Genomic DNA, 24,592 nt, shown 5'->3' with positions numbered 1-24,592 from the left:
CTGGCCGACTCGATCTACTTCCACAACGGCACCACGCTGACCGTGAACCTGTACACGCCGTCGGTGCTCACGTGGTCGGAGCGGAACATCACCGTCACCCAGACCACCGGCTTCCCGGTCAGCGACACCACCACGCTGACCGTCACCGGCAGCGCGGGCGGGTCGTGGACCATGCGGCTGCGCATCCCCTCGTGGACGAGCAACGCGACGGTGAGCGTCAACGGCACCGCCCAGAACATCACCACGTCGCCGGGCACCTACGCGAACCTGACCCGGTCGTGGACTTCCGGTGACGTCGTCACCGTGCGCCTGCCGATGCGGGTCGTCATGCAGCCCGCCAACGACAACGCCGCGGTCGCCGCGGTGACCTACGGCCCGGTCGTGCTGTCCGGCAACTACGGCGACACGGTCTTCAGCACGCTCCCGCTCCTCAACCCCGCCTCCGTCGCCCGCACGAGCACCTCGGCGTTGGCGTTCACCGCGACCGCGAACGGTGCGACGGTCAACCTCGGCCCGTTCTACGACGCGCACGGGCACAACTACACCGTCTACTGGAACACCGGCGGCGGCACCGACGCGGGTTACCGGCTGTTCAACGCCGCCAGCGGCATGGTGCTCGGCATCCGGGACATGTCCACGGCGGACGGCGGCTCGGCCCTGCAGTGGGGCGACACGGGGACACCGGACCACAACTGGCAACTCGTCCCCGACGGCACCGCGGTCCGGCTGCGCAACCTCAACAGCAACAAGGTGCTCGGCGTGGATGGCATGTCCACCGCCGACAACGCCCGCGTGCTGCAATGGACCGACAACGGCACCGCCGACCACCGCTGGACGATCGTCGACAACGGCGACGGAACCCACAAGCTCCGCAACGCCAACAGCTCCAAACTGCTGGGCATCCTCAACGGCTCGACCGCGCAGGGCGCGCAGGCGGTCCAGGACCCGGACAACGGCAGCACGGACAACAACTGGCGGTTCGTGCCGACCGGTGCCCGTCGCATCCAGAACCTGGCCAGCGGACTGCTCCTCGGTGTGCAGAACATGTCCACCGCGGACGGTGGCCTGGTGATCCAGTGGGACGACAACGGCACCGCGGACCACCTGTGGACCGCCCTGCTCGACCCCGACGGCTACTTCCGCCTGCGCAACAGCAACAGCGGCAAGGTCCTCGGCGTCGAAGGAGCGGCCACCGGCAACGGCGCCCGCGTCCTGCAGTGGGCGGACAACGGCACCGCCGACCACAAGTGGCGACTGCGCTACGGCACCAACGGCTACTTCCGCATCCAGACCGCCAACGGCGGCCGCGTGCTCGCCGTCAACGGCGCCTCCACCGCACGGGGCGCGCAAATCGTCATCTGGGACGACAACGGCACCAACGACCACCTCTGGCGCTTCATCTGACCCTGCCGCAGTCGTGGGCGCTCGTAACGGCCCGCCTCCATCGCGTACGCGCACCGCTCCTGCGGCACCGTCGGGCTGGTCGCCTCCAGCGATCAGCCCGACGGCGCCGCGGGTGTACGGGCGCTTGGTTGCGTCGGCGCAGCGGCTGATCGCGTCGAGCCAGGCTGGCCGCCGTCCAACCTGGATGAGAGTAGAGTCATAATTTAATCTTCCGGAAGACTCTCGCTTCCGGGTCGTCTCCTGCTCTTCGACAAGAGCGTCCGCAAACTCAACCGGATGCCGGCCTGACGACCAGAACCATCGTTGTGCCAGGCATCAGTCGTCGGCGAGGATGGCGTACAGGTCCGAGTCGCGCCAGCCATCGCGAATGTACGCGGTGCCGGAGCTTGAGCATCATGGCGGCACCTTAGACACTCTCAGGCCGCTCACCGATCGAAGTCGGTGGCGGGGTCCTCCGCACCCCCCGAGTTGAACATGCCGCCAACGTGGCCAGTCAAGCCGGTGCGGCGTCACCGCCGGGCAGTTCGATCGACGCCCGGTCGTGGTGTGCCGTCGGGTCGACGTACCAGTCCGGGTTGTGGCTTTCATCGTCCGACACCTTGATCGAGTCGCTGTCGTGGTTATCTGAGGGGCCGGGCTTGTCGGGATGATCCAGGGCGTCGAGTTGTCGCCGCACCCGTTCGATGTCGTTGTCGCGTCCTTGTTGTCGGTACAGCTCCAGCGCTTCCCGCCACACGGCGCGGGCTTCGTCCTGCTGTCCGAGGGCCAGGTGGGGGTCGCCGAGTTGGTCGAGGGTCTCGGCGGACTGGTAGGTGTTGCCGAGTTCGCGGAACAGGGCGAGGGCGGCACGGTAGTGGTCGACGGCGTCGCCGTGGTTTCCGGTCCGGTGGGCGATCCAGCCGAGGCTGTCCAGGGTGTCGGCCTCACCTTGGGGGTGGTGGTGTTCCCGGAACAGGGCGAGGGCGGCTCGGCAGCGGGCGAGCGCGGTGTCGTGGTCGCCGGTGCGGGCGGCGTACCACCCCACCGTGTTGAGCGCGCGGGCTTCGGACACAGGCTGGTCGACGGTACGGAACAGGTTCAAGGCCTGGGCGCCGTGGTGCAAGGCACGGCGGTCGTCACCGCGCCTTTGCCAGATCAACGCGAGCTGCATGTGGGTGTGGGCCTGTTCGGTGGGGTCGTGGTGCTGTTCGGCGAGGGCGAGAGCGCTGTCCAAGTGCGCGGTCGCCTCCACGGCACGCCGCAGGTCGGAGTGGACGCGACCGAGCAGTCGGTGCGCGAGGATGCGTGCGGCCGGATCGGGTAGGTGTTCGGCAGCGTCCAGCCCGGCACGCCACACGACGACCTGGTCGTGGAGGTGTCCCTGCCACTGCTGGAAGGTGGTCAGGGTCCAGGCCAGCTGCCACACCGTGTGGTGCCACGCGCGGGTGGCGGCGGTGCGCTGGGCCGCGACCAGGTTGCGGTACTCCGCGTCCAACCACGTCCGCGCAGCCGGACCGTCGGGCAGCGGGACGGGGTGGACGCCCGGTGCGGGTGGGTCGAGCCGCATCGCCGGTCGGTGGGGGTCCACGAGGCGGTTGGCGGCATACGCGGTGTGGGTGTAGAAGTCGAGCACTCGGCGCTGTCCCGCTTCCCGTTCCTGTTCCGTCAGGTCGTCACGGGCGACGGACGCCGCGTAGGCGCGGATGAGGTCGTGCATCCGGTAACGGCCCCAGGTGTCCTGGGCGACCAGTGATGCCTGTTCCAGTCCGCGCAGTGCCACCCTCGTCTCGCCCGTGGACCACCCGGTGAGGGCGGCGGCGGCCGGGAGGTCGATGTCGGGACCGGGCGCGATCCCGAGCAGGGCGAACGTGGTGGCCTGCTCCGGGCCGAGCGCGTGGTAGGACCAGGACAGCACGGCGGGCAGGCTGGCGGCGGGGTCCTCGTCGTCCAGCGCGTCCAGACCGAGGTCGCGCAGCTGGGCCGCCAGGGCTGCCAGCGGCAGATGGGGGCGCATGTGGGCGTGGCCGGCCACGATGCTCAGCGCCAGCGGGAACCCACCGCACAACCCGATGATCCCGTCCGCCGCCGAGGGTTGCGCGGCGATCCGCGAGGCGCCCAGCCGGGACGTGAGCAGGGTGCGGGCCTCGGTGTCGGTCAGCACGTCGAGGGCGAGGTGGTCGGCGCCATGCCCGGTGATCAGACCGGGCAGTCGTCTGCGGCTGGTGACCAGCACGGTGCAGGAGTCGCCGCCGGGCAGCAGCGGGGCGATCTGGGCGGCGTCGGTGGCGTTGTCGGCCACGATCAGCATTCGCCTGCCGGCCACCGTGCTGCGGAACAGGGCGGCTTGGGCGTGCGGATCGACCGGCAGTCGGGACGGTTCGACGCCGAGGGCGTCGAGGAACCCGCGGATCGCCGCCGCCGGGTCCATCGGTTCGCTGTCGGGGCTGAACCCGCGCAGGTCGACGAACAACTGGCCGTCGGGGAACCGGTCGGCGTGGCGGTGTGCCCAGGTCAGGGCGAGCCAGGTCTTGCCGATACCGCCCGCTCCGGCGATCGCGGCGATCCCCGCCCGAGCCTCGCCCAGGACGGCGGTGAGCGCGGCGAGTTCGGCGTCGCGGCCGGTGAAGTGGCGTGGCGCGGCGGGCAGCTGCCGGGGAACCCGCCACCGCCTCTGCCGCCGTGTCGGGTGCGGCGGTCAGCGCGGGGTCGGCTTCGAGGATGCGCTGGTGCAGCTCCCGCAGCGGCGCGCCGGGGTCGGTGCCCAACTCCTCGGACAGCCGTTCCCGGACCTGTCGGTGGTGCTCCAGCGCGTCCGCCGACCGCCCGGCGCGGTGCAGGGCCAGCATGTACTGGCCCGCCACGCGCTCGTCCAGCGGGTGTTCCACCGCGCGAGCGGCCAACTCGGCCACCAACTCCTCACCGTGGCCCAGTCGCAGCCGGGCGTCGACCAGGTCGTGCTCGGCAGCCAGCCGCTCCCGCGCCAGCCGGCTGCGTTCGGCTGTTGCCCAATCGCCTTCCAGACCGGTCAGCGCCTCCCCGCGCCACAACCCCAACGCCTCGGTCAGCAACCGCACCGCCTGCACGCCGTCGGTGTCGCGGGCACGGGCGCACAGGTCGCGGAACAGGTGCAGGTCGACCTCGGTGTGCTCGATCGCCAACAGGTAGCCGCCCGAGCGGCGGACCAGTTCCACGGTCTGCACGTCGGTCAGCACCTGTCGCAACCGTGACAGGTAGGTCAGCAGCGTCGCCCGCGTCCTCGGCGGCGGGTCCTCACCCCAGACCCGCTCGAGCAGGCGCTCCACCGACACCACGCGACCCGCGTCCACCGCCAACGCCGCCCACACGCACCGTTGCCTGGCCGGCCCGAGGTCGACGCGCCGCCCGTCCGCGTGCAGGGCCACCTCTCCGAGCAGAAGCAACTTCACCACCACACCCCCGTGGATCTTCATAGCGGCTCTGACCTGCGGCTTACAGGAAAACGCCGAAGATTCACCCGAACGGCCGGCCACCATGGAAACCCGAGGCGACACCGAGGATGCAGGCCGCCTCACCACGGCCCACCCCGACGTCATCGGTACGGCCTCGACAGGGCCGATCGGAAACATCCAAGAGGTGAAAGGTAGTTCTTCATGCTGCGGAGATCTCTGTCAAAAATCGCTGCGATCGGCGTGGTCATCGCTGCCGCTGTCGCTTTCTCTCCATCGGTGAACGCGAGTGCCTCCTCGCTCAACGCGGTGGACGAGGTCGGCACCGTCGCCGCCGAAGTCGACCGGCTGCTGATGCTGAACCCCGGAGCGGAGCAGGTCTCGTCTGACACCATTCGTTTCTCGAACGGTGCGGAGGTCACGTTCACCCCCGCTTCGTCAAGTGCGTCGAGGCGTTTGCTCAAAGATACTGACACGTGGATTGATTGCGAGTATCTCCATTTGTGCATCGCGGACCAGGACGCCAACATCTGGAGCTTCTTCAAATGTCAGTTCGTCAACATCGGGTCGCGGGGCTGGTCTGACCGGATCCGGTGGATCGAGAATAACCAGAGCCGGGGAACAGGGGCGGTGTTCTACAACTGGACTGGGAGTAGGTGGGAGTGGGTCGGTGGCAACACCGCCTACTACTGGAGCGGATGGATGAGCGCAGGCTCCAATGGATTCACTTGGGCTGATGGTGTCGACGTTTGCAACAACCATCCGCCGGCTTGAGTGGAAGCAATACTCAGCGCCTTGATGTGTTTGATTTGTTGAACTAACCGTTGGCGGTGCGGTCGTCACCTGGTGACGACCGCACCGCCCTCTGCTGCCGCAGACCGCACAGGCGATGGCCGCTCCGCACCACCGGTCGTCGAGTGAGTGGGTTCGAACCTCATCGCAATGCCGCTTCGAAGATGGCGTGGTTGGCGCTGGTGTAGGCGTGTTCACGCTCGGACCAGGAGATGCGGGAGGTGACCTGCTCGGTACCGGCAACACGATGGCTGGGGTCGGTCAGGCGTTCTGCCCACCAGCGTGCGTTGCGGGACTGGCGGTCGAGCATCGCGTCGACGACGTCGGCTCGGCCGGCGGCGGTGAGGCCGTAGGCGTCAGCGAGGATTCTCACCTGGGCGGCTTGGGCGGGGGCGGGGGGTGCGTTGGTCTTCGAGGAGACGCACCACGTCCAGGCCATGTATCCGAGGTCTTCGAGCGGGTCGCCGGGCGCGGCGGTGTCGAAGTCGATGAAGCCGACCGGTCGGCCGTCCTGGAAGACGGTGTTGTTCGGACCGGGGTCGTGATGGCAGATGACCGGATGTCCTCCGGTGAGGCCGCTGTCGCGGGTTGCGTCGTGCAGCGAGCGAAGGAGGGCTCCGGCTGCGGCGACCTGGGTATCGGCCCAGCGTTGGAACTTGGCCGGCACCCAGCCGGGCAGATAGCTGAAGGTGTCGCGGCCGGCTTCGTCGAGTCCGAGGTAACGCGGTGCGCCTGTGAACTGGAGTCGCTCAAGTTGTGTGAGTAGTTCGGCGACGAAGGCCGATGAGGCCGTGGTGGGCCGTCGGACCGTATCGCCGACGCGAACGACGCCGGGCGTGATGCGTCCTCCGGTTAGGAGGACCTCGGTATCAGGTGTGCCGGTCACGTGTTGTTGTTCTCCTTCTGCGGTCGGTGGCCGGCCCATGGTGCGTTCTTGGAAGTGCCAGAGCCATGGACCGTTCCTGGCTGCAACTCGCCCGGCTCGACGCGCTCACACCGGCCGCAGGCGAGCACCACCGCGCTGACCAGACGACAATGCTCGAACGCCGGGCACGACGGCGGTGAGGTCGGCGCCGGGCGGGTGCGGTGGTCAGTGACGGCGGGCTGTGATGATCCAGGCACGCGAGTCGAAGTACACGCCGCTGTCGGTGTTGTGGGCGTCGAGGGTGGTGCGTAGCCGTGTGCGTGCTCGCTCGGCCGCCGCGGCGTCGAGGTTGGCAAGCAGGTCCTGGAATTTCAGTAGGCGGAGCACGTTGTCGTAGGCGGTGGCGCTGTCCGGGCCGTAGTAGACGGGCAGAGCCGGGACGAACACGTCCCACAGCGGCTTCGGCAGGTCGTGCCCGGCGCCTTCCAGGATCAGCAGCGTCGCGCCGGGAATCGCGTCGCGCAGCGCCTGTCCGTGTGGGAGCGGGAAACCGGGTCGTGGTCGCCGTGCACCACCAGGGTCGGCGCCTTGATGGAGGCGAAATCGCGGGACGCCCCGTCGAAGGTCATCGCGTAGTGGTTGACGAGGGTGGACGCGATGTCGCGAGTGCGGGCCACGTCCCGCGCGACCAGCGCGCGCGTGGCGGTCTCGTCGAAGTAGGGCGAGCCGCCCGAGTACGCCTTTGCCGATGCGACGACGAAGTCCACTACCGCGGTGGGGTCGGCGGGGTCCGGGTCGGCGGGGGTGTTGCTGGCGAGCTCGTCCGACGACGGAGGAGGCCGACCAGCCACAAGTCCATGAGCTCGACCTGATGTTCTTCGACGGCCGCGTCGACGGCGACGTCGAACACCGCAAACTGCTCGACGATCCCTACCTGCTGGTGGCCCGTCGCGGCACGTTCCCCGACGGCCGGTGCGCCTGGCCCAACTCGACGGCGCACCGATGGTGGCGCCCCCGCCGATCTGCGACCAGGCCCGGATGGAGCAGGCGCTCGCACGCCGCGGCGTGCGGCCGCAAATCGCACCCACTCCCCACTCGCGGCACGGGCGATCGAGATCGCCGTAGACGTCACAGGCAAGATCGCCAAGCGCGCATGAAGCCCGACGATTCACCAGAGGGCGGGTCGGAATTCATTGCCGCGAAGTCCTGCTCAGTTCTGAGGTACTCGCTACTGTGGGCGCTCATGTAATTCCCCGGGGTCGGCTCACGTATTGGGGCCAGCCCTGGGTATTTGGACAAGGCCTGCTGGGCGGTCGATCGGTAAATGTGTAGCGTGGTGCCGAGGGCGTCGGGATACTGCGTCGGTGACCGGTTCCGCACTGCCTCAGCTGCTTCGACCTCGTGCCCTGAGGCCCGGAGATCTCGTCGTCATCGCAGCGCTGTCCGGGCCGCTCCATGCCGTTTACGAGCCCGACCTCGCGCAGGCGGTGGTCGTGCTGGAGCGGATGGGATTCCGCGTGCGTCGGGCACCGCTACTCGAAGCAGGGCGGCACCATTGGTGGAGCGCGGCTCGGCCGGCGGAGATCGCCGAGGAGTTCAATGGACTACTGCGTGATCCCGAGGTGCGCGCGATCATCGCGCATGACGGCGGCCAGACGGCGCTCGGTTACCTCGACCTGATCGACGTCGAGGCGATCACTGCCGACCCCAAGCCGATCCTCGGCTACAGCGACATCTCGCTGCTGCATCTGGTGCTCTATGCGCGCACGGGTCTGGTCGGCTTCCATGCCGACGTGGCCACCCCTGGACTCGGCGGGCACTGGCAGGCTGCGCCCGCGGCGCGCCAAGCGGAGCTTGAGAAGCTCTACTGGACGCTGCTGACCGGCACGGAGGCGATCGGTGCGCTGCCGGCCACCCCGTCGTGGGAGTGCTGGCGTGCCGGTCGTGCCGAAGGCCGGCTGATCGGCGGGGTGATCAATCGCATCGTGCTGGCGCAGGCGACGCGTTTCGCGCTGCCGCTCGAATGGTTCGACGGCGCGGTGCTGTTCTGGGAGGAGATGGGCGGCCAAGCATCGTATGTGTGGAGCTATCTACAGGTGCTGCGGCACTGCGGCATCCTCGATCGGATCTCCGGCATGGTCGTGGGCGTCCCGTACGCGATCGACGGGCTCGGAGCGCCTGACGCGTCCCCGACCCTGCCCGAGATAGTCCTCGACGTCCTCGGCGACCGTGACATCCCGGTCCTGGGCAACGTCGAGTTCGGACATGCCGGCCCGAATCTGCCGATGCCGGTCGGCATCCGTGTCGCCCTCGATGCGCAGCAGCGGACATTGTCGCTGCTCGAACCGGCGGTACGGTCGCACGCGATGACGGGACCGGTCGGCTGAGCAACGCGGATCAGTGAGCCGACGGCCTCGGCGGCACCCGGGGGCCGACTCACGCTTTGGTGATCGCCGCCTGGGGTCGTTCCACGAACGTATCCTGGTGCCGCAGCACCAGGATCTTCACGCCCTTGTCCCGATCGCCTCTACGCGTCGTCGCGGCACGCAGGGCGATGGCGTCGCCGCCGCGTTCGGCAACCACCTTCAGCTTGCGCAACCGCGGATCACCGGCGTTCCCGGTACAGCCCGACCGCACGGTTGCTCAGCTCGTCGGGGTGCTTCTCCGAGGGCGCCACGGACGGACGACTCTCTCCGGCCCTGTCGGATCGCGTCCGGAACCCTCCGGCGTACCGGGAACCTCGCCGGTTCGCTCAGTAGGGGTTGCCGGGCACGTTGAGGCGCGTCTGGTAGAGGCCGAACCCGCCACCGGAACCACCGGAGGTGATGTACAGGGTCCGCCCGTCCGATCCGCCGAACGCCGCGTTGGTGGTGTTGCGACCGGCGGAGATGGTGCCGAGCCGTGCACCTGACGGGGAGAAGACGTGGACGAGCCCTTCGTCGTAGGAGGCCCAGTACAGGTTGCCCGCGCAGTCGACGGTCGCGCCGTCGGGCGTCCGGATGCTCGCGAACGTCGTGCGGTTGCCGGTGGTGCCGTCGGGGAAGACGGTGTACTTCACGATCGTGTTGGCGGCGGTGGCCCCCACGTAGAGCGTCCTGCCGTCGGGCGACAGGACGATGCCGTTGGGCTGCGGCAGCGTGTTGTCGACGAGGCTGACCACGCCGTCGCGGACGCGGAAGACGCCGGTTCGACCGCCTTGCTCGTCATATCGGTTGCCGCGCTGGAAGCTGGGGTCGGTGAAGTAGGTGGTGCCGTCCTGGCCGATGGTCAGGTCGTTCGGGGAGTTGAACGCGCGGCCGAGGTAGTTGGCCGCGACGGTCGCGCGGCTGCGGTCGGTCAGGCTGTAGGAGGAGACGGTGCGGTTGTCGTGGGTGGCGGCGAGCAGCCGCGTGCCGTCGGGGGTGACAGCCAGGCCGTTGCTGCCGGAGGCGGCGATGAACGTGTCGAAGGTGGCTGGTGGCGTGTACCGGAGCACCGACGACGGTTGCACACCCTGTGGGCCCGTGGGGTTCTGCATGTGCGACAGCAGCAGGGTGCCCGTTCGCTGGTCCCAGGTGGGGCCTTCCAGGAAGTTGAACCCTCCCCGGACGAGCTGGGCCGCCACCGACTGTGTCGGCAACGGCGGGCCGTAGGTCGCTCCCGGTGTGCACGGTGAGGCCGTTGCGGCGTCGGCGAACGCGCCGGGCGCCGCGGGCGCCACAGCGCCCGCGATGACGATCGCCACCGCTGTCAGCGTCCACGTGCGACGGTGACGTGGTGTCGTGCGGTGAGTCATGGCGACTCCCTTTCGTGGTAGGGAAGACCGCGGGACGGTTGCCCGCCCCGCGGCCGGTTCACCGTCCGAGCTCGACCTTGAGGATGCTTTCGTTGCTGTTGTTCGCGATGCTGTCCTTGTCGCCGCGGTTGCTGGTGGTCAGCCACAGGCCGCCGTCGGCGGACGGCTCCACGGTGCGCAGCCGCCCGTAGGTGCCGTTGAGGTACTGCTCGACGTTGGTCAGGCTGTCACCGGAGATCTCGGCCCGGTACAGCCGTGCTCCGCGCAGGCAGGCGATGTAGAGGGCGTCGCGGACCACGGCGATGCCGCTGCACGAACCCTCGGCGACGGGGTAGGTGCGCTTGGGTGCGATGAAGCCGGGTTCGTCGCAGCTGCCGGTGGTGCCCTCGCAGACGGGCCAGCCGTAGTTGCCGCCGCGGACGATCAGGTTGGTCTCGTCCATGACGGAGTTGCCGAACTCCTGCTCCCACAGCCGGCCCTGGGAGTCGAAGGCCAGGCCCTGGGGGTTGCGGTGGCCGTAGCTCCACACCGAGGTGCCGAACGGGTTGTCCGAGGGGACGGTGCCGTCGCGGTTGATGCGCAGCACCTTGCCGGCGAGGTTGGCGCGGTCCTGGGCCCAGTCGGCGTTCTGGCCGTCGCCGGTCGCGATGTAGAGCTTGCCGTCGGGCCCGAAGCGCAGTCGGCCGCCGTTGTGGTACTTGTTGCGCGGGATGCCGGTGAGCAGCACCTGTGGGGTGCCCGTGAGCGCGCCGCCGGTGTAGCGGATGCGCACCACCCGGTTGTCGGTCGAGCTGGTGTGCATGACGTACAGCCACGGGTCGGCCGTGAAGTCGGCGGCCACGGCGATGCCCAGGACCCCGCCCTCACCGTCGGTCCCCGCCGCGCCCGGTACCCGCCCGAGGCTGGTCTTCGTGCCGGTGGCCGGGTCGAGGCGGACGATCTCGAAGGTGTCGCGGCGGCCGTAGAGCACCTGCCCGTCGGGCAGGGTGGTCAGGCCCCAGGGCAGGTCGGTCTCGGTGGCGACCCTGGTGACCGAGCACAGCGCCGTGGCGCAGGAGGCGCCCGTGGTGACCGCGACCGGCGCGCTCGCGGCCGAGCGGTTGGCCTGTGCGTCGCGCGCCCGCACCTGGTACTGGTAGCGGGTGTTCGCGGCGAGGCCGCTGTCGGTGAACGAGGTCGTGGCCGCGCCGCTGGTCGAGCCGACCTGGGCGCCGTCGCGGAGCACCTCGTAGCCCGCGACGCCGACGTTGTCGGTGGCCGGCGTCCAGCGCACCGCGACCGTGGTGCCCGACGCGGTCGCCGTCACGCCGGTGGGGGTGGTGGGCGGCTCGGTGTCGGCCTGGCACTGCGGCACGGTGATGGTGACCGTGGAGCTGGCCTGGGAGACGTTGCCCGCGGCGTCGCGGGCGTTGACGTACAGGCCCCAGGTGGCCCCCGGCGCGACGGTCAGGTCGGCCGACAGCGCCGTGCCCGGCACCGAGGTCATGAGCTGTCCGTCGTGGTAGACGTCGTAGAACGCCACTGCGACGTCATCGGTCGACGCCGACCACGAGAACGTCACCCCGGTGCACGTCAGGTTCGAGGTGCGGGGGTTGGCCGGCACGGTCGGTGGCGTGGTGTCGGTGCCGAGCCTGACCAACTGCCACTGCTGGTTGGCGCCGCCGACGTCGGGCAGCTGGACGACCCGCGCGCCGTCGGCGGTGGAGGAGTCCAACACGTCCACGGCCTTGCCACTGGCCCGGTTGAGCAGGCGCACGTTGCCGCCGGCGGAGTCGGCCAACCGGAACTGCTGGCCGGTGCGGTTGGCGTCGGTGCTCTGCACCAGGCCGGCTCGGTCGGCGGTGGACAGAAAACTCAGGACCTTGTTGCTGTGCTTGGACTTGATGCGGTAGTAGCCTCCGCCGGAGTCGACGAACTGCCACTGCTGCCAGATGCCGTCGTTGCGGGTGTACTGGGAGATCCTGGCGCCGTCGTAGGTGGCGCGTCCGTATGCTTCCAGCACCTTGCCGCTGTTGCGGTTGACCAACACGTACGAGGCGTTGGTGTCCACGGTGGCGGCCGACGCGACAGGTACCGGAAGCACGACACCGAGGCCCAACAGCACCACCGTCCACACCGCTCGGAGGCGCGCGCGCGGGACCGTGCTCTTCCTGGTCGCGAGGGGATCTCGCATGGTGTTCCTCTCACGTAATGCAAGGCAACTCGCCTTGTTATCGCTAACAAAGGTGATTCGGCACCATGTCACGTCGATGGCGGTCGACTTGCACCAACGTGTGAAGGCGTTCCTAGACGCGCCGGTCGCCTCTCGCGGCGGGGGCTGAGCCGGGTCTGGCGCGGAACAATGATGATCCGAGGGCCTTTCGCGCACGTAGAGCCATGCTTCGCCTCCTTGCGAGCAGGGTGCGTACTGGTCGTCGCCAGGTGCCGGGCAGGCACGACTGGGAGCGTTCCCAGAGAACCGTAGCGCAAGCCGTTTGCTGCCGACAAGACCGCAGAGCGGGTACCCAATGTCCGTTAACGCTAACAATGTGTACTGGTCTGGATTTCCGGAAGTCACCCAATGGCAGTACGGCGGAACGGCCTGATGCTGCTTCCCGGACCGGTTCCCGGCGATCAATGCGTTGGACGCATCGGTGCATCGGACACCGGTGTTGGACCGCCGGGCGCGTTCGCTCACACACTTGGAGCCAATCCGAACTCAACGGTGAGGCGAGGTCATGACAGGGATCAACAGACGCGCGGCGCTCAGCCTGGCCGCCGGCGCGGTCACCGCCCCGATAGTCGGCTCGCCGAACGTCGCCGCGGCAGCACCCGAGCAGCCGGTGGTGTCGGCGCGGAACCCGAGGGTCGGAGCCGATCTCGTCACCGCGGTGACGCCGCGGGACAACTGGCGTGTGGCCGCGGTCGCGATCCGGTACGCCCACCCCGTCGATCTGCGTGGCGGTGTCGTCGCGCCCTCGGCGTTCCGGGTCACGGCCACCGTCTACGGGACGACGGCCCCGCGCACCGTGATCCGGGTGTACCCGAACGCCGCACCCGAACTGGCCGAGCGCGGCCGGACGGGCAACTACCTGATCGTCGAGTTGGACACGGCCGACGCCAACGCCCGTGCGTCCGGCACCGACCCGTTCCCCCTCGACGGTGCCTATGCGGTGCGGCAGGTGAGCGACGTGACGACGCCTCGTGGTGAGGTGGTTCTCGCGGCGAGCCCGTTCGCGATCCGCAACGGTGGCGTGCTCACGCCGGTGGTCGACGACTTCACCGCGGGCTCGTACACCGACTCCGCCGGTTTCGAGCTCGATTTCCGGCTGTACCAGCCGGACGGTTTCCTCCGGGACCCGGACGGGCGCACGCGCTACCCGCTCGTCGTCACCCTGCACGGCGGCGGCGAGGTCGCCGACAACAACACCACCCAGCTGACCGCCAACCGGCTCGCGGTCACCTTCGCCAAGCCGGATCGCCGGCGGAGGAACCCGGCGTTCGTGCTCTCCCCCCAGATCCCACTGCCACGCCCCATGGAGGGCCCCGACGGCACGGACTGGACCGACGCGCGGGTCCAGGCGGCGACCGTGGAACTCATCGACACCTTCGTGGCGGGCCGGCCGGTCGACACCGACCGGATCTACCTGGTCGGTCCGTCCTCGGGTGCGCGCGGGATCTTCAGCTTGTTGGCGAGGCTGCCCGACCGGTTCGCCGCGGCGTTGCCCACCGCGGGTTGGGGCGACCCGTCGACGATGTCCCGCATCGCCCACATCCCGATCTGGGCCGATCATTCGATCGACGACCCGATCGTGCCGTACGTCGAGGGCCGGTTCGGCAGGCCGGGGACGTGGACGTTGATGAACGCGCTGGAGAGCGCCGGTGCGAAGGTCACCCGTGGCGAGTGGGCCAACGACCTGCCGAAGGCGGACTTCGAGTCGCGTTCCCGGGCACTGCTGCGCACGGCGGACGCGGCGGGCGGCCATGTGCTGTTCACCAGCTACACACGGGGGACGACGCCGGTCAACCCGCACCTGTCCTGGGCTCAGACCTACGAGAACGACGTGGTCGTCGACTGGTTGTTCGCCCAGTCGCGCGGGCGCCGCTGATCGTCAGGCCGGCAGCCAGGACGCCTCCGGTGGCAGTGCGGCGCCGGATCGTCTGGCGTCGGTGATGGCTTCCAGGAACGCGCGGGCCGCCGGTGACAGCGGCCTGCGCGGCACCCGCACCACCGCGATCCGGCGTTCCGCTCGCGGTTCGCCGAGCGGGCGGTGCGCCAGTCCGGCGAACCCGGTCAGCGGCAGCACCAGCCCCGGCACGGCCGAGACGCCGAGGCCGGCGGCGACGAGCCCGGCCACGGCGCTGATGTTGCGGGCCTCGACCGTGTTGCGGGGGTGGGTGCCCGATTCGGTGAACGCGCGGTCGAGGTGCTGGCGGATGCTCGTCGTGCGGTCGAAGGCGATGAACGACTCGCGCGCGAGGTCCGACCAGGTGACCTCGGAGCGGTCGGCGAACGCGTGGTCGGGTGGGAACACGCAGCAGAAGCGGTCCGCCGCCACCGGCGTGACGTGCAGGTCGTCGATCGGGTCGGAGGTCGCCGACACCACCGTGACGGCGAAGTCGACCGTTCCGGCGCGCACGCGTTCGAGGACTTCGGTCGCCAACGCGTCCTCTATGGACAGTTCGACCGCCGGATGCCCGTGCTGGTAGGCGGACACGATGGGCGGCAGCAGGATCGCCGCGAGTGACGGCAACGTCGCGACCCGCACCCGGCCGCGGCACCCGTCCAGGAATCCTTCGAAATGACGCAGGTTCCCTTCGAAGACGGCGACCGTGGACCGCGCGATCGCGACGAACTCGCGTCCCTCCGCGGTCGGCTCCAGGCGACGGGTGGTCCGCTCGAACAACGCCACCCCGAGGCGGCGTTCGACCTCCAGCACGGTCCGCGACAGCGACGACTGCGCCTGCAACAACACCTCCGCGGCTGCGGTGAAGCTCCCGGCGTCGTGCACGGCCAGGACGACCCGCAGCTGCTGAACCGTCAGATCCATGCGCATGAGGAATGAAACTATCGACAATTAATGCTTGATTGCAATAGATCTCGCCGGGAGGGTGGGCACACGCTCGAAAGGAGGTCGACGATGCTCGCCGCGGGTGGATTCATCACGATCGCGCTGTTCCTGCTGGCGGTGTTGTCCCGCCGGGTCTCCGTGCTCATCGCGCTGACCGCGCTGCCGATCCTCGTCGCGGTGCTCACCGGGTTCGGGGACGACCTCGGCAAGCTCATCGGCGACGGCCTGACCAAGGTAGCCCCGGTCGCGATCATGATCACGTTCGCGGTGCTCTACTTCAGCCTGATGGTCGACGCCGGCTTGTTCGACCCGGCCGTCGCGCGGGTGCTGCGGTGGGCCAAGGGCGACCCGCTCAAGATCACCGTCGGCACCGCCGTGCTGACACTGCTGGTGGCGCTCGACGGGGACGGCGCCTCGACCTTCCTGATCACCGTGTCGGCCCTGCTGCCGATCTACAAGCGACTCGGCATGCGCAGGCTCGTGCTCGCAGGTGTGGTCGGCCTCGGCGCGGGCGTGATGAACATGGTCCCGTGGGGTGGGCCGACCGCGCGGGCGATGGCCGCGCTGGACCTCAGCGCGGCGGAGGTGTTCGTGCCGGCGATCCCCGCGATGGTCGCCGGGATCGTCTGGGTGCTGGTCGCGGCGTTCCTGATCGGCCGGTCGGAACGCAGGCGGCTCGGCGTGGTCGAACTGGACGAGGTGACGCCGTCGCCGGAGCCGCGCACCGGGTGGGACCGCTTCCGGTTCTGGTTCAACGTGGTGCTGACGCTCGCGCTCGTCGGCGTGCTGCTGGCACAGCTGTTCCCCCTCGAAGTCGTGTTCGTGGTCGCGTTCGTCCTCGCGCTGATCGTGAACCTGCCTTCGTGGGAGCGGCAGCAGGAGCTTTTCGCCAAGCACGGCGGGAACGTCGTGCTTGTCACCGCGATGATCTTCGCGGCCGGGGTGTTCACCGGCATCCTCGGCGGTACCGGCATGATCGGGGCGATGGCGCGCTGGCTGGTCGGTGTCATCCCCGACGGCGCGGGCGGCGCGCTGCCCGTGCTCGTGGCGGTCACGAGCATGCCGCTGTCTCTGGTGTTCACCCCGGACGCCTACTACTTCGGCGTGCTGCCGGTGCTCGCGGAGACCTCGACGGCGTTCGGCGGCAGCTCGGCCGAGATCGGCAGGGCGGCGATCCTCGGCCAGATGACCACGGGATTCCCGCTGAGTCCGCTGACCGCGTCCACGTTCATCCTGCTCGGCACGAGCGGAGTCGACCTGGGCGCACACCAGCGGTTCATCTTCAAATGGGCGTTCGGCACGACGTTGGTCATGACGGCCGTCGCGCTGGTGACCGGCGCCATCTCGTTCTAGGAGGTCTGCTTGCGCACCACCAGGATCGGTTGCGGGGCTGGGTTCTCGGGCGATCGGATAGAGCCGGCGGAGGACCTGCTGCGCCGGGGCGACCTGGCCGACCTGGTCCTGGAGTGCCTCGGCGAGCGGACCGTCGCGCAGGGCCAGCGCCGTCGGCTCGCCGATCCGTCGCTGGGTTACGAGACCCGCCTGCACTCCCGGTTCACCCGGCTGCTGCCGTTGGCCTTCCGACACGGCGTGCGGGTGATCACGAACATGGGTGCGGCGAACCCCCTGGCGGCCGGACGGGTCACGCGGGCACTGCTGGACTCGCTGGGTCTCGGCGGCACGGTAGCGGTCGTCACCGGCGACGACGTCCTGGCCGCCGTCGACCTGGACGCGCCCGCCTGGGAGACCGGGCGCCCGTTGCGCTCGCACGGCGAAATCGTGTCCGCCAACGCCTACCTCGGCGCGGACGCGGTGCTGCCGGCGCTGGGAGCCGATGTCGTGATCACCGGCCGGGTGGCCGATCCGTCCTTGTTCGTGGCGCCGGTGGCGGACCGGCTCGGCTGGGACCTGGCCGACGTGCCGCGGGTGGCCGCGGGCACCTTGGTCGGACACCTGTTGGAGTGCGCGGGTCAGCTGACGGGCGGCTACTTCGCGGACCCCGGCTACCAGGACGTGCCCGACCTCGACAAATTGGGCTTCCCGTACGCGGACGTGTCGGCCGACGGGACCGCCGGGCTCGGCAAACTGCCGGGGACCGGCGGCGTGCTGTCCCGGGCGACCGTCCGCGAGCAGCTGCTGTACGAGATCACCGATCCCGCCGCGTACCGCACGCCCGACGTCGTGCTGGACCTGAGGGAGGTGACCATCACCGACGACGTCCGGGTGTCCGGCGCCCGCGGGCTTTCCCGGCCCGACGAGCTCAAGGTGAGCGTCGGCTACCGGGCCGGCTCCAAGGTGGAAGCCGAGATCTCCTACGTCGGCCCGAATGCCGCCGCACGGGGTGCGCTCGCCGCCGAGGTCGTCACGAAGCGGCTCGCCGGGGTGCCGCTGCGGGCAGAGGTGCTCGGCGGCGACCGCGACTGCCGGCTCCGGGTGGCCGCCATCAGTCACGACGGAGCGCTGCTCGACCGGGTCGGCGACGAGGTGGAGTCCCTCTACACCAACGGCCCGGCCGGCGGCGGCGGTGTCCGCGTACACGTCACCGAGGTCATCGGCATCGTCTCGACCCTCATCCCCCGCGAGGCCCTGCGCCCCGCCGTCACCCTGCTGGAGGCCGCCGATGCTGCTCCATGAGCTGGCCACCTGCCGGGCCGGGGACAAGGGCAACGTGGCCACCCTGTCGGTGTTCCCCCGGGACGACGCCCACTACCCGCTGCTCGTGCGCGAACTGACCGCCGAGCGGGTCCGCGCCCACCTGGCCGACCACGTCGCCGGTGAGGTCGTCCGCCACGAACTGCCGGGTGTGTGCGCCCTGCACTTCGTGTGCCACCAGGTCATCGACGGTGGTGTCACCACTTCCCTCGCTCTCGACACGCACGGCAAGTCGTTGAGCTTCCGGCTGCTCTCACTGGAAGTCGTGCGGCCGGGTTGACCGCGCCGGGGCGTCGGGTCGTCGGGTCGGCACGGTGACACGCAGTGACCGAGACCGTCATCCGGGCCTACTCCCTGCGGTGACGCGGAGACTCGGTGGTGGCAGGACATCGTTCAGTCCACCACCGAGCCCAGGGGTCGACCTCACGCGGTCGGTTGACCTTCGCTGTCGGTTACGAAATAAGCCCGCTTATCCTTGACGTCGAGTGACCCTGCTGCTCTCATAGACTACCGGGTCGGTCGTCCACATCTCCTCTGTACCAAGGCAAGCAGCGATGCTCGCACGTCACGTCGCTCGACGTGCGTACGGGTCGACCAGGTCGAGATAAGTAGCACACATCCTTCAGAGGTTCGCCTGTCCGGCTCGACTGGGCAGGTGCCACGCAGGTGCCACAGCGAAGTGGAGTGCTCATGAGGGGCTGGATCCGCGCGATCGGCAGGAGAGCGCTGCGCCGGGATCGCGAAGTGCGCGTGGCGCCTGTCGCCGGTGCGTTCGCTCTGGCGAGCGTCGCGGGCGGTGGCGGTGCTGCGAACCCCCCGGAACGGTGTCACCCCGGCGCTGCGGACCGGCGGCACGCCGGCGGTGTGGGTGGATTCGACTCGCGTGGCAGCCGCTCCGCTGGACCAGAGGCAGCACCCTGACGTGCCAGTTCGACCGTGACCCGAGGCTGGGCGAGGAGATGCGGCGCGGGATGCGGTGCCCGGCCCGCTGCAGAGGCCGGATCGCCGGGTATGTCGGCGCGTGGATGACGAGGACGGCCACCGACTGCGGCGTCGCGACCGGACCGATAACCACAACGAACTGCCGGTGACCGCGGGCCGCCGCTAGACATACTGCGTCCATGTCACCCGAGGCGGGATCACCGGATCGGTCGCTGCGTTCCGCTCCGGTATCCGGCCTCGCGCACCGCAGACACCAAGGAATTCTTGTGCCTCGGGTGGGTGACACCAGCCAACCCCTGTTCCGTCCCAGCGTGCCCCATCGACGCACAAAGCACGCCACAACAGCGTGCGCGGCGAACATGCCTATCCGGAACCAAGCGAAAGGGAAAAGAAGGTGAAATCAGCCATTACCGCCGCAAGATCGTTAGTGGCCCTTGCGGTGCTCGTGTCCGCTGCGCTGCTGCCGTCCGTCACAGACCCCGTTCGGGCCTCGGCCGCCACCCAGGCAACGTACTACGTGGCCCCTGACGGCAACGACGCCAATGCCGGGACGATCACGGCGCCGTTCAAGACCCTGCAGCGCGCGCGGGACGTCGTTCGCACGACGAACGCGAACATGTCCGGCGACATCTACGTATACCTTCGCGGCGGGAACTATCCGGTAAGCAACACCATAGAATTCACGCCGAGCGACTCGGGCACGAACGGTCACCGGGTCGTGTACGCCGCATACCAGAACGAGACACCGGTGCTGAACGGTGGTGTCCAGGTAACCGACTGGACGCAGCACAGCGGCAACATCTGGAAGGCACCGCTCAATCGCGACAACAAGCTGCGGGCGCTCTACGTCAATGACAAGCGGGCGTTCATGGCATCCAAGACGATAAACTCGCAAGGGTGCTACGGAACGTACAACATCAACGCGGGGCAGGCCCCCTGGGCGTGGGAATCGGGCTCGCAGTGTGACGGGGCCAAGTACAACATGGCCGATCTGCCCGCGATCGCCCGCAATCAAGACGACCTTGAAATCGAGACAGGGACGACCTGGACCACGGCCATCGTGGGAGTCCGCCAGGTCACCACGAGTTCTGACGGCACGGGCCGTGTCGCGCTGTTCCAGCAGCCAGGCGCGGCCATCGCCCAAGGTGCGTACAACGGCAACGCCCAAGTCGGCGGCACCCATAAGGTCATGAACGCCTACGAGTTCCTGGACACGCCGGGCGAGTTCTACTTCGACAAGGCCAGCCGGACCGTGTACTACTACAAGGCCAACTCGGAGAACATGACCACCGCCACGGTTTTCGCGCCGAACAACGTGTCGACCCTGCTGCGGGTCGCCGGCACGTCCACGAGCAGCCACGTGCGGAACATTACGTTCTCCGGGCTCACGGTCCAGCACTCCGACTGGAACCTGTTCAACGTGGCCGGCTCCGCGCTCAAGCAGGCGCAGCAGGGCAACCTCGGCAACACCGTGTACGCGCGGGGTAATTTCCACGTCTACTACTACCGCAATGTCGACGTCACGCCCGGCATCATTCACATCCAGAACGCCGACGGGATGATCCTGCAGCGCAATCGGGTCCAGCACACCGGTGCCGACGGGATCAACATGGTCAACGACGTGCAGAACACGCAGTTGACCGGAAACTACACCAACGACATCGCCGGCTCCGCCATCACCGTGGGCCATCCCCAGCACGTCTACATCGGAGACCACACGGCGACCAATGGCGAGAAGTACTCCGCCCAGGTCGAGGGGCTGCCCAAGAACATCGAGATCAAGAACAACTACATCTACGACAGCGCCGTACTGTTCAACGGGCACAGCCCCATCTCGGCATACTTCGCCGACACCCTCACGGTGCAGCGCAACCGGATCGAGAAAAGTCCGTGGTCGGGCATCACGCTCGGCTGGGGGTGGTGGAACTTCGACGGATCGTCAGGCTCGATCGTTCCCAACCGGCCGACCACCACGGCGAAGAACAACAACATCAGCTACAACCACATCATCGACACGGTGCAGCGCCTCAGTGATACGGCCCCCATCTACACGCTGGGCAGCCAGCCGGGAACCACGATCAGCAACAACTACCTCCAAGGCGTCCCGGCCGGCCACAAGTACGGACTTCACCCGGACGAGGGCTCGGCGTACATCAGCTTCCGCGACAACGTCCTGAGCGTGGACCCGAACATCACGTGGCTCATCAACTCCGACAACTTCGGACGCAAGCACGACCTGAGCATCACGCAAACGTACGGACCGATCAACAAGGTCTCCGAAAAGAATTTGCCGAACAGCACTATCCAAGATATCCTTGCCTATCCCGATTATGTCTGGCCGGCGCCGGCCTACGGCATCGCCGTGAACTCCGGACTGGAGGATTCATACCGGGACATCATCCCGCAGAGTAATCTTTCCATGCCGGATCACGTCCTGCCGGCCAGTACGTTCGTCGGTACCGGGACTGCGTCAATTCCCATCCGAAGCGCCGGCGACGCGACCAAGACGGTCTGGTTGGCTCCCCAGGGTACGACCAACTTCGCCGTCGGCCCGACGATGACCAGGGCAAGCGGCACCGCGGCGACCATCGACGTGCCGACGTCACCCGGTGACTACCGGCTCTACGTCGTGGACGCACAAGGGAACCGGTCGCCCGAGTCGAAATCGATCGCTCGGCGACAGGGCGGCGGCGGTCAGCAGAACGGCACGATCGTCGGAGGTCAGTCCGGCCGGTGCGTCGACATCGGCGGCGCGACCCCGACAAATGGCACCCAGGCTCAACTGTGGGACTGCCACGGCGGCACCAACCAGCGCTTCACCTACACCTCGGGCAAGCAGTTGCAGGTGGGCAACAAGTGCCTGGACGCCTACAACCGGGGCACCAGCAACGGCACCACGGTGGTGATCTGGGACTGCAACAGCCAGACCAACCAGCAGTGGAACGTCAACGCCAACGGCACGATCACCGGCGTGCAGTCCGGGTTGTGCCTGGACGCCTACGGCGGCGGCACCACGAACGGAACCAAGATCATTCTGTGGTCCTGCGGCGGCGGCGCCAACCAGCAATGGAGCCTGCGCAACTGAACCGGCCCGGGGCACCGTGCCACCGCCCCAGGGGTTCTCCCGTGCCAGGCGTAGCACCAGGAGGCGGATCGAGCGCAGGGTTCGTGGAGGCCCGGTCGCAGGGAGAGAACTGCGGCCGGGCCTCACCCCGCCGGCGTTCCAGGACGGTGATCCGGTGTCGCAACGCCAGGATCACGACCGCTTCCGCACGCCTTCTCTGCAACCCTCCGTCACCTGCACGGATGAGGTTCTCGGCAGGCACACGGTTCTCGACCCGTGAACACTGTCGGTGAGCACAAGGTAACCGTGTGGCGTTCCGGATGAAACACGTTCGACATCATCCGTCGCTGTACTTCAACCATCGAATCGCATCCCGCCGACGCGGTGCGGACTTCTTCGAAACCCTGGCCCGACGCGGAATCCGCGCTGTCCGAAGGGATCGAACCGTGGTCGAGCACGACGAGTTGGACGGTGCGCACCTGCCCGTGGTGGTCGTCGGAGGCGGGCAGGCCGGGCTGTCGATGAGCCACCGGCTCGGCGAACGCGGCGTCGAGCACGTGGTGCTGGAGAAGGACGAGGCGGGTGGCGAGTGGGCCGCCCGGCGATGGGATTCGTTCTGCCTCGTCACGCCCAACTGGCAGTGCCGGTTACCCGGGTTCCCGTACTCCGGTGACGACCCGGACGGGTTCATGGGGCGTGACGAGATCGTCGCCTACATCCGTGACTACATCCGCTCGTTCGGACCACCGCTGCGCGAAGGCGTCGCCGTCACCCGCCTGAGGCGCACGGACAAAGGATTCCGGCTCACCACGACGAACGGCGTGCTCACGGCCGACCAGGTCGTCCTGGCCACCGGCCCGTACCAGGTGCCCCGCATCCCACGTCTGGCCGAACGGCTGCCCGAGACCGTAACCCAGGTGCACTCCTCGGCCTACCGCAACCCCGAACAGCTGCCCGACGGCGAGGTGCTGGTCGTGGGCAGCGGGCAGTCCGGCAGCCAGATCGCCGAAGACCTGCACCTGGCCGGTCGCCGTGTGCACCTGGCGGTCGGCACGGCGCCGCGCGTCGCCCGCTTCTACCGCGGCCGGGACGTCGTCGCGTGGTTGGACGAGATGGGCTACTACCGGCGCGGGATCGAAGAGTTCGACGACGCCGACGCGGTGCGGTTCCGGGTCAACCACTACGTCACCGGACGGGACGGCGGGCGTGACATCGACCTGCGGGCGTTCGCGCGGGACGGGATGCGGCTGCACGGCAGGCTCACCGGGATCAGCCAGGGCGTGCTGCGGCTCGCCGACGACCTGAAGGCCAACCTCGACCACGCCGACGCGGTGTCCGAGGGCATCAAGGACTCCATCGACGCCCACATAGCCCGACAGGGCATCGACGCTCCGCAAGAGACTCGTTACACACCGGTGTGGACACCACCCGACGGTCCCGGAGAACTGGACGCGGCAACGCTTTCCGCCGTCGTGTGGGCCACCGGGTTCGGCACCGACCACCGGTGGATCGAGGTGCCGGTGTTCGACGGCAGGGGCTACCCGACGCACGTGCGCGGTGTGACCAGCTGCCCCGGCCTGTACTTCCTGGGCCTGCCCTGGCAGCACACGTGGGGCTCGGGCCGGTTCTGCGGTGTCGCCGACGACGCCGAGCACCTGGCCCGCGAGATCACCCGGCCGCGGGCGGCGCCGTCACCCGCCGAGGTCCGCTGGATCGCGGGCACCCGCACCGACACCTGGCCCCGTGACGACGACTGGACCGCGCCGCGCACCGTGGCCTGACCCGGAGGTGACCATGGTCTACGACGCGCACCGGCACCTCGGCGTGCTGCCCGCCCACCCGTTCTACGGCGGCCCGGCCGTGAACCCCGACCTCAACGCCCGCGCCACCATCCGCGAACTGATCGCCGACCTCGACGCCGAGGGCACCGAACGCGCCCTGGTGATACCCAACTACGGCGTGCCCGACCCGGCGATCGCCTTCTCCTTCAACGAGTTGTGCGTCGAGGCGGCCGCCACCGACGACCGCATCCGGGCCGGGCTGTGGGTGTCACCGCTGGCCCGCGACGCGGACCGCACCGAGGCGGCGTTGCGCCTGGCGGGCGAGCCGGGGGTGCGGGCGTTGAAACTGAGCTTCCTGCTCGGCGGCAGGCCTACCGACCCGGCGTGCCGCCCCGGCCTCGACCGGATCTTCGCGGTCGCGGCCGAACACCACCTCGTGGTGCACGTGCACACCTCGCCCGGAGCCGCGTCCGACATCGACGAGGTCGGTCACCTCGTCGACTGGTACGGCGACCGCGTCGCGGTGCACCTGGTGCACTTCGGCGGCGGCATGAGCGGGCACATCAAGCTGGTCGGCTCGCGCTTCTTCGACTGGATCGACCGGGGCAAGCGCATCTACACCGACCTGTCGTGGGCGATCGGCTTCGCGCCGCGCTGGCTCGCCGACGAGATCGACAAGCGCGGCACGGGGCACGACCGCGTCCTGTTCGCCAGCGACGAGCCGTGGGGCGACCACCCCGGCGAGTGCGCCCGCCTGCGTGCGGCGGTCGGGGACGGCGAGCTCGCCGACCTCGTCTTCCGCGCCACGTTCGAAGAACTCTACGGCTGACCCCAGCTGCTCAAGAGATGACAAGGAGTCGAG

The 24,592-nt window shown here is 68.9% G+C and carries 18 protein-coding genes and 1 pseudogene; 10 read left to right on the top strand and 9 right to left on the bottom strand.

Going from position 1 to position 24,592, the window contains the following annotated elements:
• The coding region (locus ALI22I_RS06435) for an RICIN domain-containing protein (protein ID WP_179118123.1) at positions 1-1,404 on the top strand (1,404 nt) is incomplete at its 5' end.
• A gap of 493 nt (positions 1,405-1,897) precedes the next feature.
• Here the strand turns inward: ALI22I_RS06435 and ALI22I_RS06430 are convergent.
• On the bottom strand, positions 1,898-3,919 hold the full coding sequence (locus ALI22I_RS06430; protein WP_338013466.1) for an ATP-binding protein: 2,022 nt from the start codon (positions 3,917-3,919) through the stop codon (positions 1,898-1,900).
• Positions 3,920-4,157: 238 nt separating this feature from the next.
• Positions 4,158-4,832: pseudogene (locus ALI22I_RS55030) on the bottom strand (AfsR/SARP family transcriptional regulator); the annotation flags it as partial.
• Between the two features lie 180 nt (positions 4,833-5,012).
• On the opposite strand from ALI22I_RS55030, the gene ALI22I_RS06415 reads away from it, so the two are divergent.
• Positions 5,013-5,582 (top strand): hypothetical protein, encoded by a 570-nt coding sequence (locus ALI22I_RS06415; protein WP_143532002.1) that lies wholly within the window; start codon positions 5,013-5,015, stop codon positions 5,580-5,582.
• A gap of 160 nt (positions 5,583-5,742) precedes the next feature.
• On the opposite strand, the gene ALI22I_RS06410 is transcribed toward ALI22I_RS06415, so the two are convergent.
• The 3 genes from ALI22I_RS06410 to ALI22I_RS06400 all read right to left on the bottom strand — a co-directional run bounded on the left by ALI22I_RS06410 (position 5,743) and on the right by ALI22I_RS06400 (position 7,316).
• The gene (locus tag ALI22I_RS06410) at positions 5,743-6,486 is read right to left on the bottom strand and encodes an aminoglycoside phosphotransferase family protein (RefSeq protein WP_202970755.1); all 744 of its coding nucleotides are present in this window, start codon (positions 6,484-6,486) and stop codon (positions 5,743-5,745) included.
• Between the two features lie 204 nt (positions 6,487-6,690).
• On the bottom strand, positions 6,691-6,912 hold the full coding sequence (locus tag ALI22I_RS48750) for a hypothetical protein (RefSeq protein WP_202970753.1): 222 nt from the start codon (positions 6,910-6,912) through the stop codon (positions 6,691-6,693).
• 44 nt (positions 6,913-6,956) lie between these two features.
• Entirely contained in the window at positions 6,957-7,316 is a 360-nt protein-coding gene (locus ALI22I_RS06400) for a hypothetical protein (RefSeq protein ID WP_202970751.1), read from the bottom strand.
• A 513-nt stretch (positions 7,317-7,829) separates the two neighbouring features.
• Between ALI22I_RS06400 and ALI22I_RS06395 the strand changes: the two genes are divergently transcribed.
• Positions 7,830-8,852, top strand: a complete 1,023-nt coding sequence (locus ALI22I_RS06395) for a S66 peptidase family protein (RefSeq protein WP_077004583.1) — start codon at positions 7,830-7,832, stop codon at positions 8,850-8,852.
• A 49-nt stretch (positions 8,853-8,901) separates the two neighbouring features.
• On the opposite strand, the gene ALI22I_RS50480 is transcribed toward ALI22I_RS06395, so the two are convergent.
• The 3 genes from ALI22I_RS50480 to ALI22I_RS06380 form a co-directional block, all read right to left on the bottom strand.
• On the bottom strand, positions 8,902-9,063 hold the full coding sequence (locus tag ALI22I_RS50480; RefSeq protein ID WP_179118122.1) for a hypothetical protein: 162 nt from the start codon (positions 9,061-9,063) through the stop codon (positions 8,902-8,904).
• Between the two features lie 154 nt (positions 9,064-9,217).
• The gene (locus ALI22I_RS06385) at positions 9,218-10,189 is read right to left on the bottom strand and encodes an SMP-30/gluconolactonase/LRE family protein (RefSeq protein WP_238598151.1); all 972 of its coding nucleotides are present in this window, start codon (positions 10,187-10,189) and stop codon (positions 9,218-9,220) included.
• A gap of 109 nt (positions 10,190-10,298) precedes the next feature.
• Positions 10,299-12,356 (bottom strand): PQQ-dependent sugar dehydrogenase, encoded by a 2,058-nt coding sequence (locus ALI22I_RS06380; protein ID WP_179118124.1) that lies wholly within the window; start codon positions 12,354-12,356, stop codon positions 10,299-10,301.
• A gap of 601 nt (positions 12,357-12,957) precedes the next feature.
• Here ALI22I_RS06380 and ALI22I_RS06375 point away from each other — a divergent pair.
• Positions 12,958-14,328, top strand: a complete 1,371-nt coding sequence (locus ALI22I_RS06375; protein WP_077004579.1) for a phospholipase — start codon at positions 12,958-12,960, stop codon at positions 14,326-14,328.
• A gap of 3 nt (positions 14,329-14,331) precedes the next feature.
• Here the strand turns inward: ALI22I_RS06375 and ALI22I_RS06370 are convergent, their stop codons facing one another.
• Positions 14,332-15,276: a LysR family transcriptional regulator gene (locus tag ALI22I_RS06370; RefSeq protein ID WP_077004578.1), complete on the bottom strand. Its 945-nt coding sequence runs from the start codon at positions 15,274-15,276 to the stop codon at positions 14,332-14,334.
• An 84-nt stretch (positions 15,277-15,360) separates the two neighbouring features.
• Between ALI22I_RS06370 and ALI22I_RS06365 the strand changes: the two genes are divergently transcribed.
• The 6 genes from ALI22I_RS06365 to ALI22I_RS06340 all read left to right on the top strand — a co-directional run bounded on the left by ALI22I_RS06365 (position 15,361) and on the right by ALI22I_RS06340 (position 24,559).
• Positions 15,361-16,644 (top strand): CitMHS family transporter, encoded by a 1,284-nt coding sequence (locus ALI22I_RS06365; RefSeq protein ID WP_077004577.1) that lies wholly within the window; start codon positions 15,361-15,363, stop codon positions 16,642-16,644.
• A 9-nt stretch (positions 16,645-16,653) separates the two neighbouring features.
• Positions 16,654-17,925: an acyclic terpene utilization AtuA family protein gene (locus ALI22I_RS06360; RefSeq protein ID WP_077004576.1), complete on the top strand. Its 1,272-nt coding sequence runs from the start codon at positions 16,654-16,656 to the stop codon at positions 17,923-17,925.
• Entirely contained in the window at positions 17,912-18,223 is a 312-nt protein-coding gene (locus ALI22I_RS06355) for an AtuA-related protein (RefSeq protein WP_077004575.1), read from the top strand. The genes ALI22I_RS06360 and ALI22I_RS06355 overlap by 14 nt, the downstream gene beginning before the upstream one ends.
• A 1,008-nt stretch (positions 18,224-19,231) precedes the next feature.
• Positions 19,232-21,970 carry a ricin-type beta-trefoil lectin domain protein gene (locus tag ALI22I_RS53180; RefSeq protein WP_238598150.1) on the top strand — a complete coding sequence of 913 codons (2,739 nt, stop codon included), beginning with the start codon at positions 19,232-19,234 and terminating at the stop codon, positions 21,968-21,970.
• A gap of 425 nt (positions 21,971-22,395) precedes the next feature.
• Complete coding sequence (locus tag ALI22I_RS06345; protein ID WP_238598149.1) at positions 22,396-23,730, top strand: MSMEG_0569 family flavin-dependent oxidoreductase; 1,335 nt, start codon at positions 22,396-22,398, stop codon at positions 23,728-23,730.
• A complete protein-coding gene (locus ALI22I_RS06340) occupies positions 23,693-24,559 on the top strand; it encodes an amidohydrolase family protein (RefSeq protein WP_238598148.1) in 867 nt (288 codons plus the stop codon). Before ALI22I_RS06345 ends, ALI22I_RS06340 begins: the two co-directional genes overlap by 38 nt.
• The last annotated feature ends 33 nt before the right edge of the window (positions 24,560-24,592 follow it).

This window comes from Saccharothrix sp. ALI-22-I, assembly GCF_001984175.1.
Classification (GTDB): Bacteria; Actinomycetota; Actinomycetes; order Mycobacteriales; family Pseudonocardiaceae; genus Actinosynnema.
Note: the sequence above shows the minus strand (reverse complement) of the source record. Positions and strands in the feature narration are given on the sequence as shown.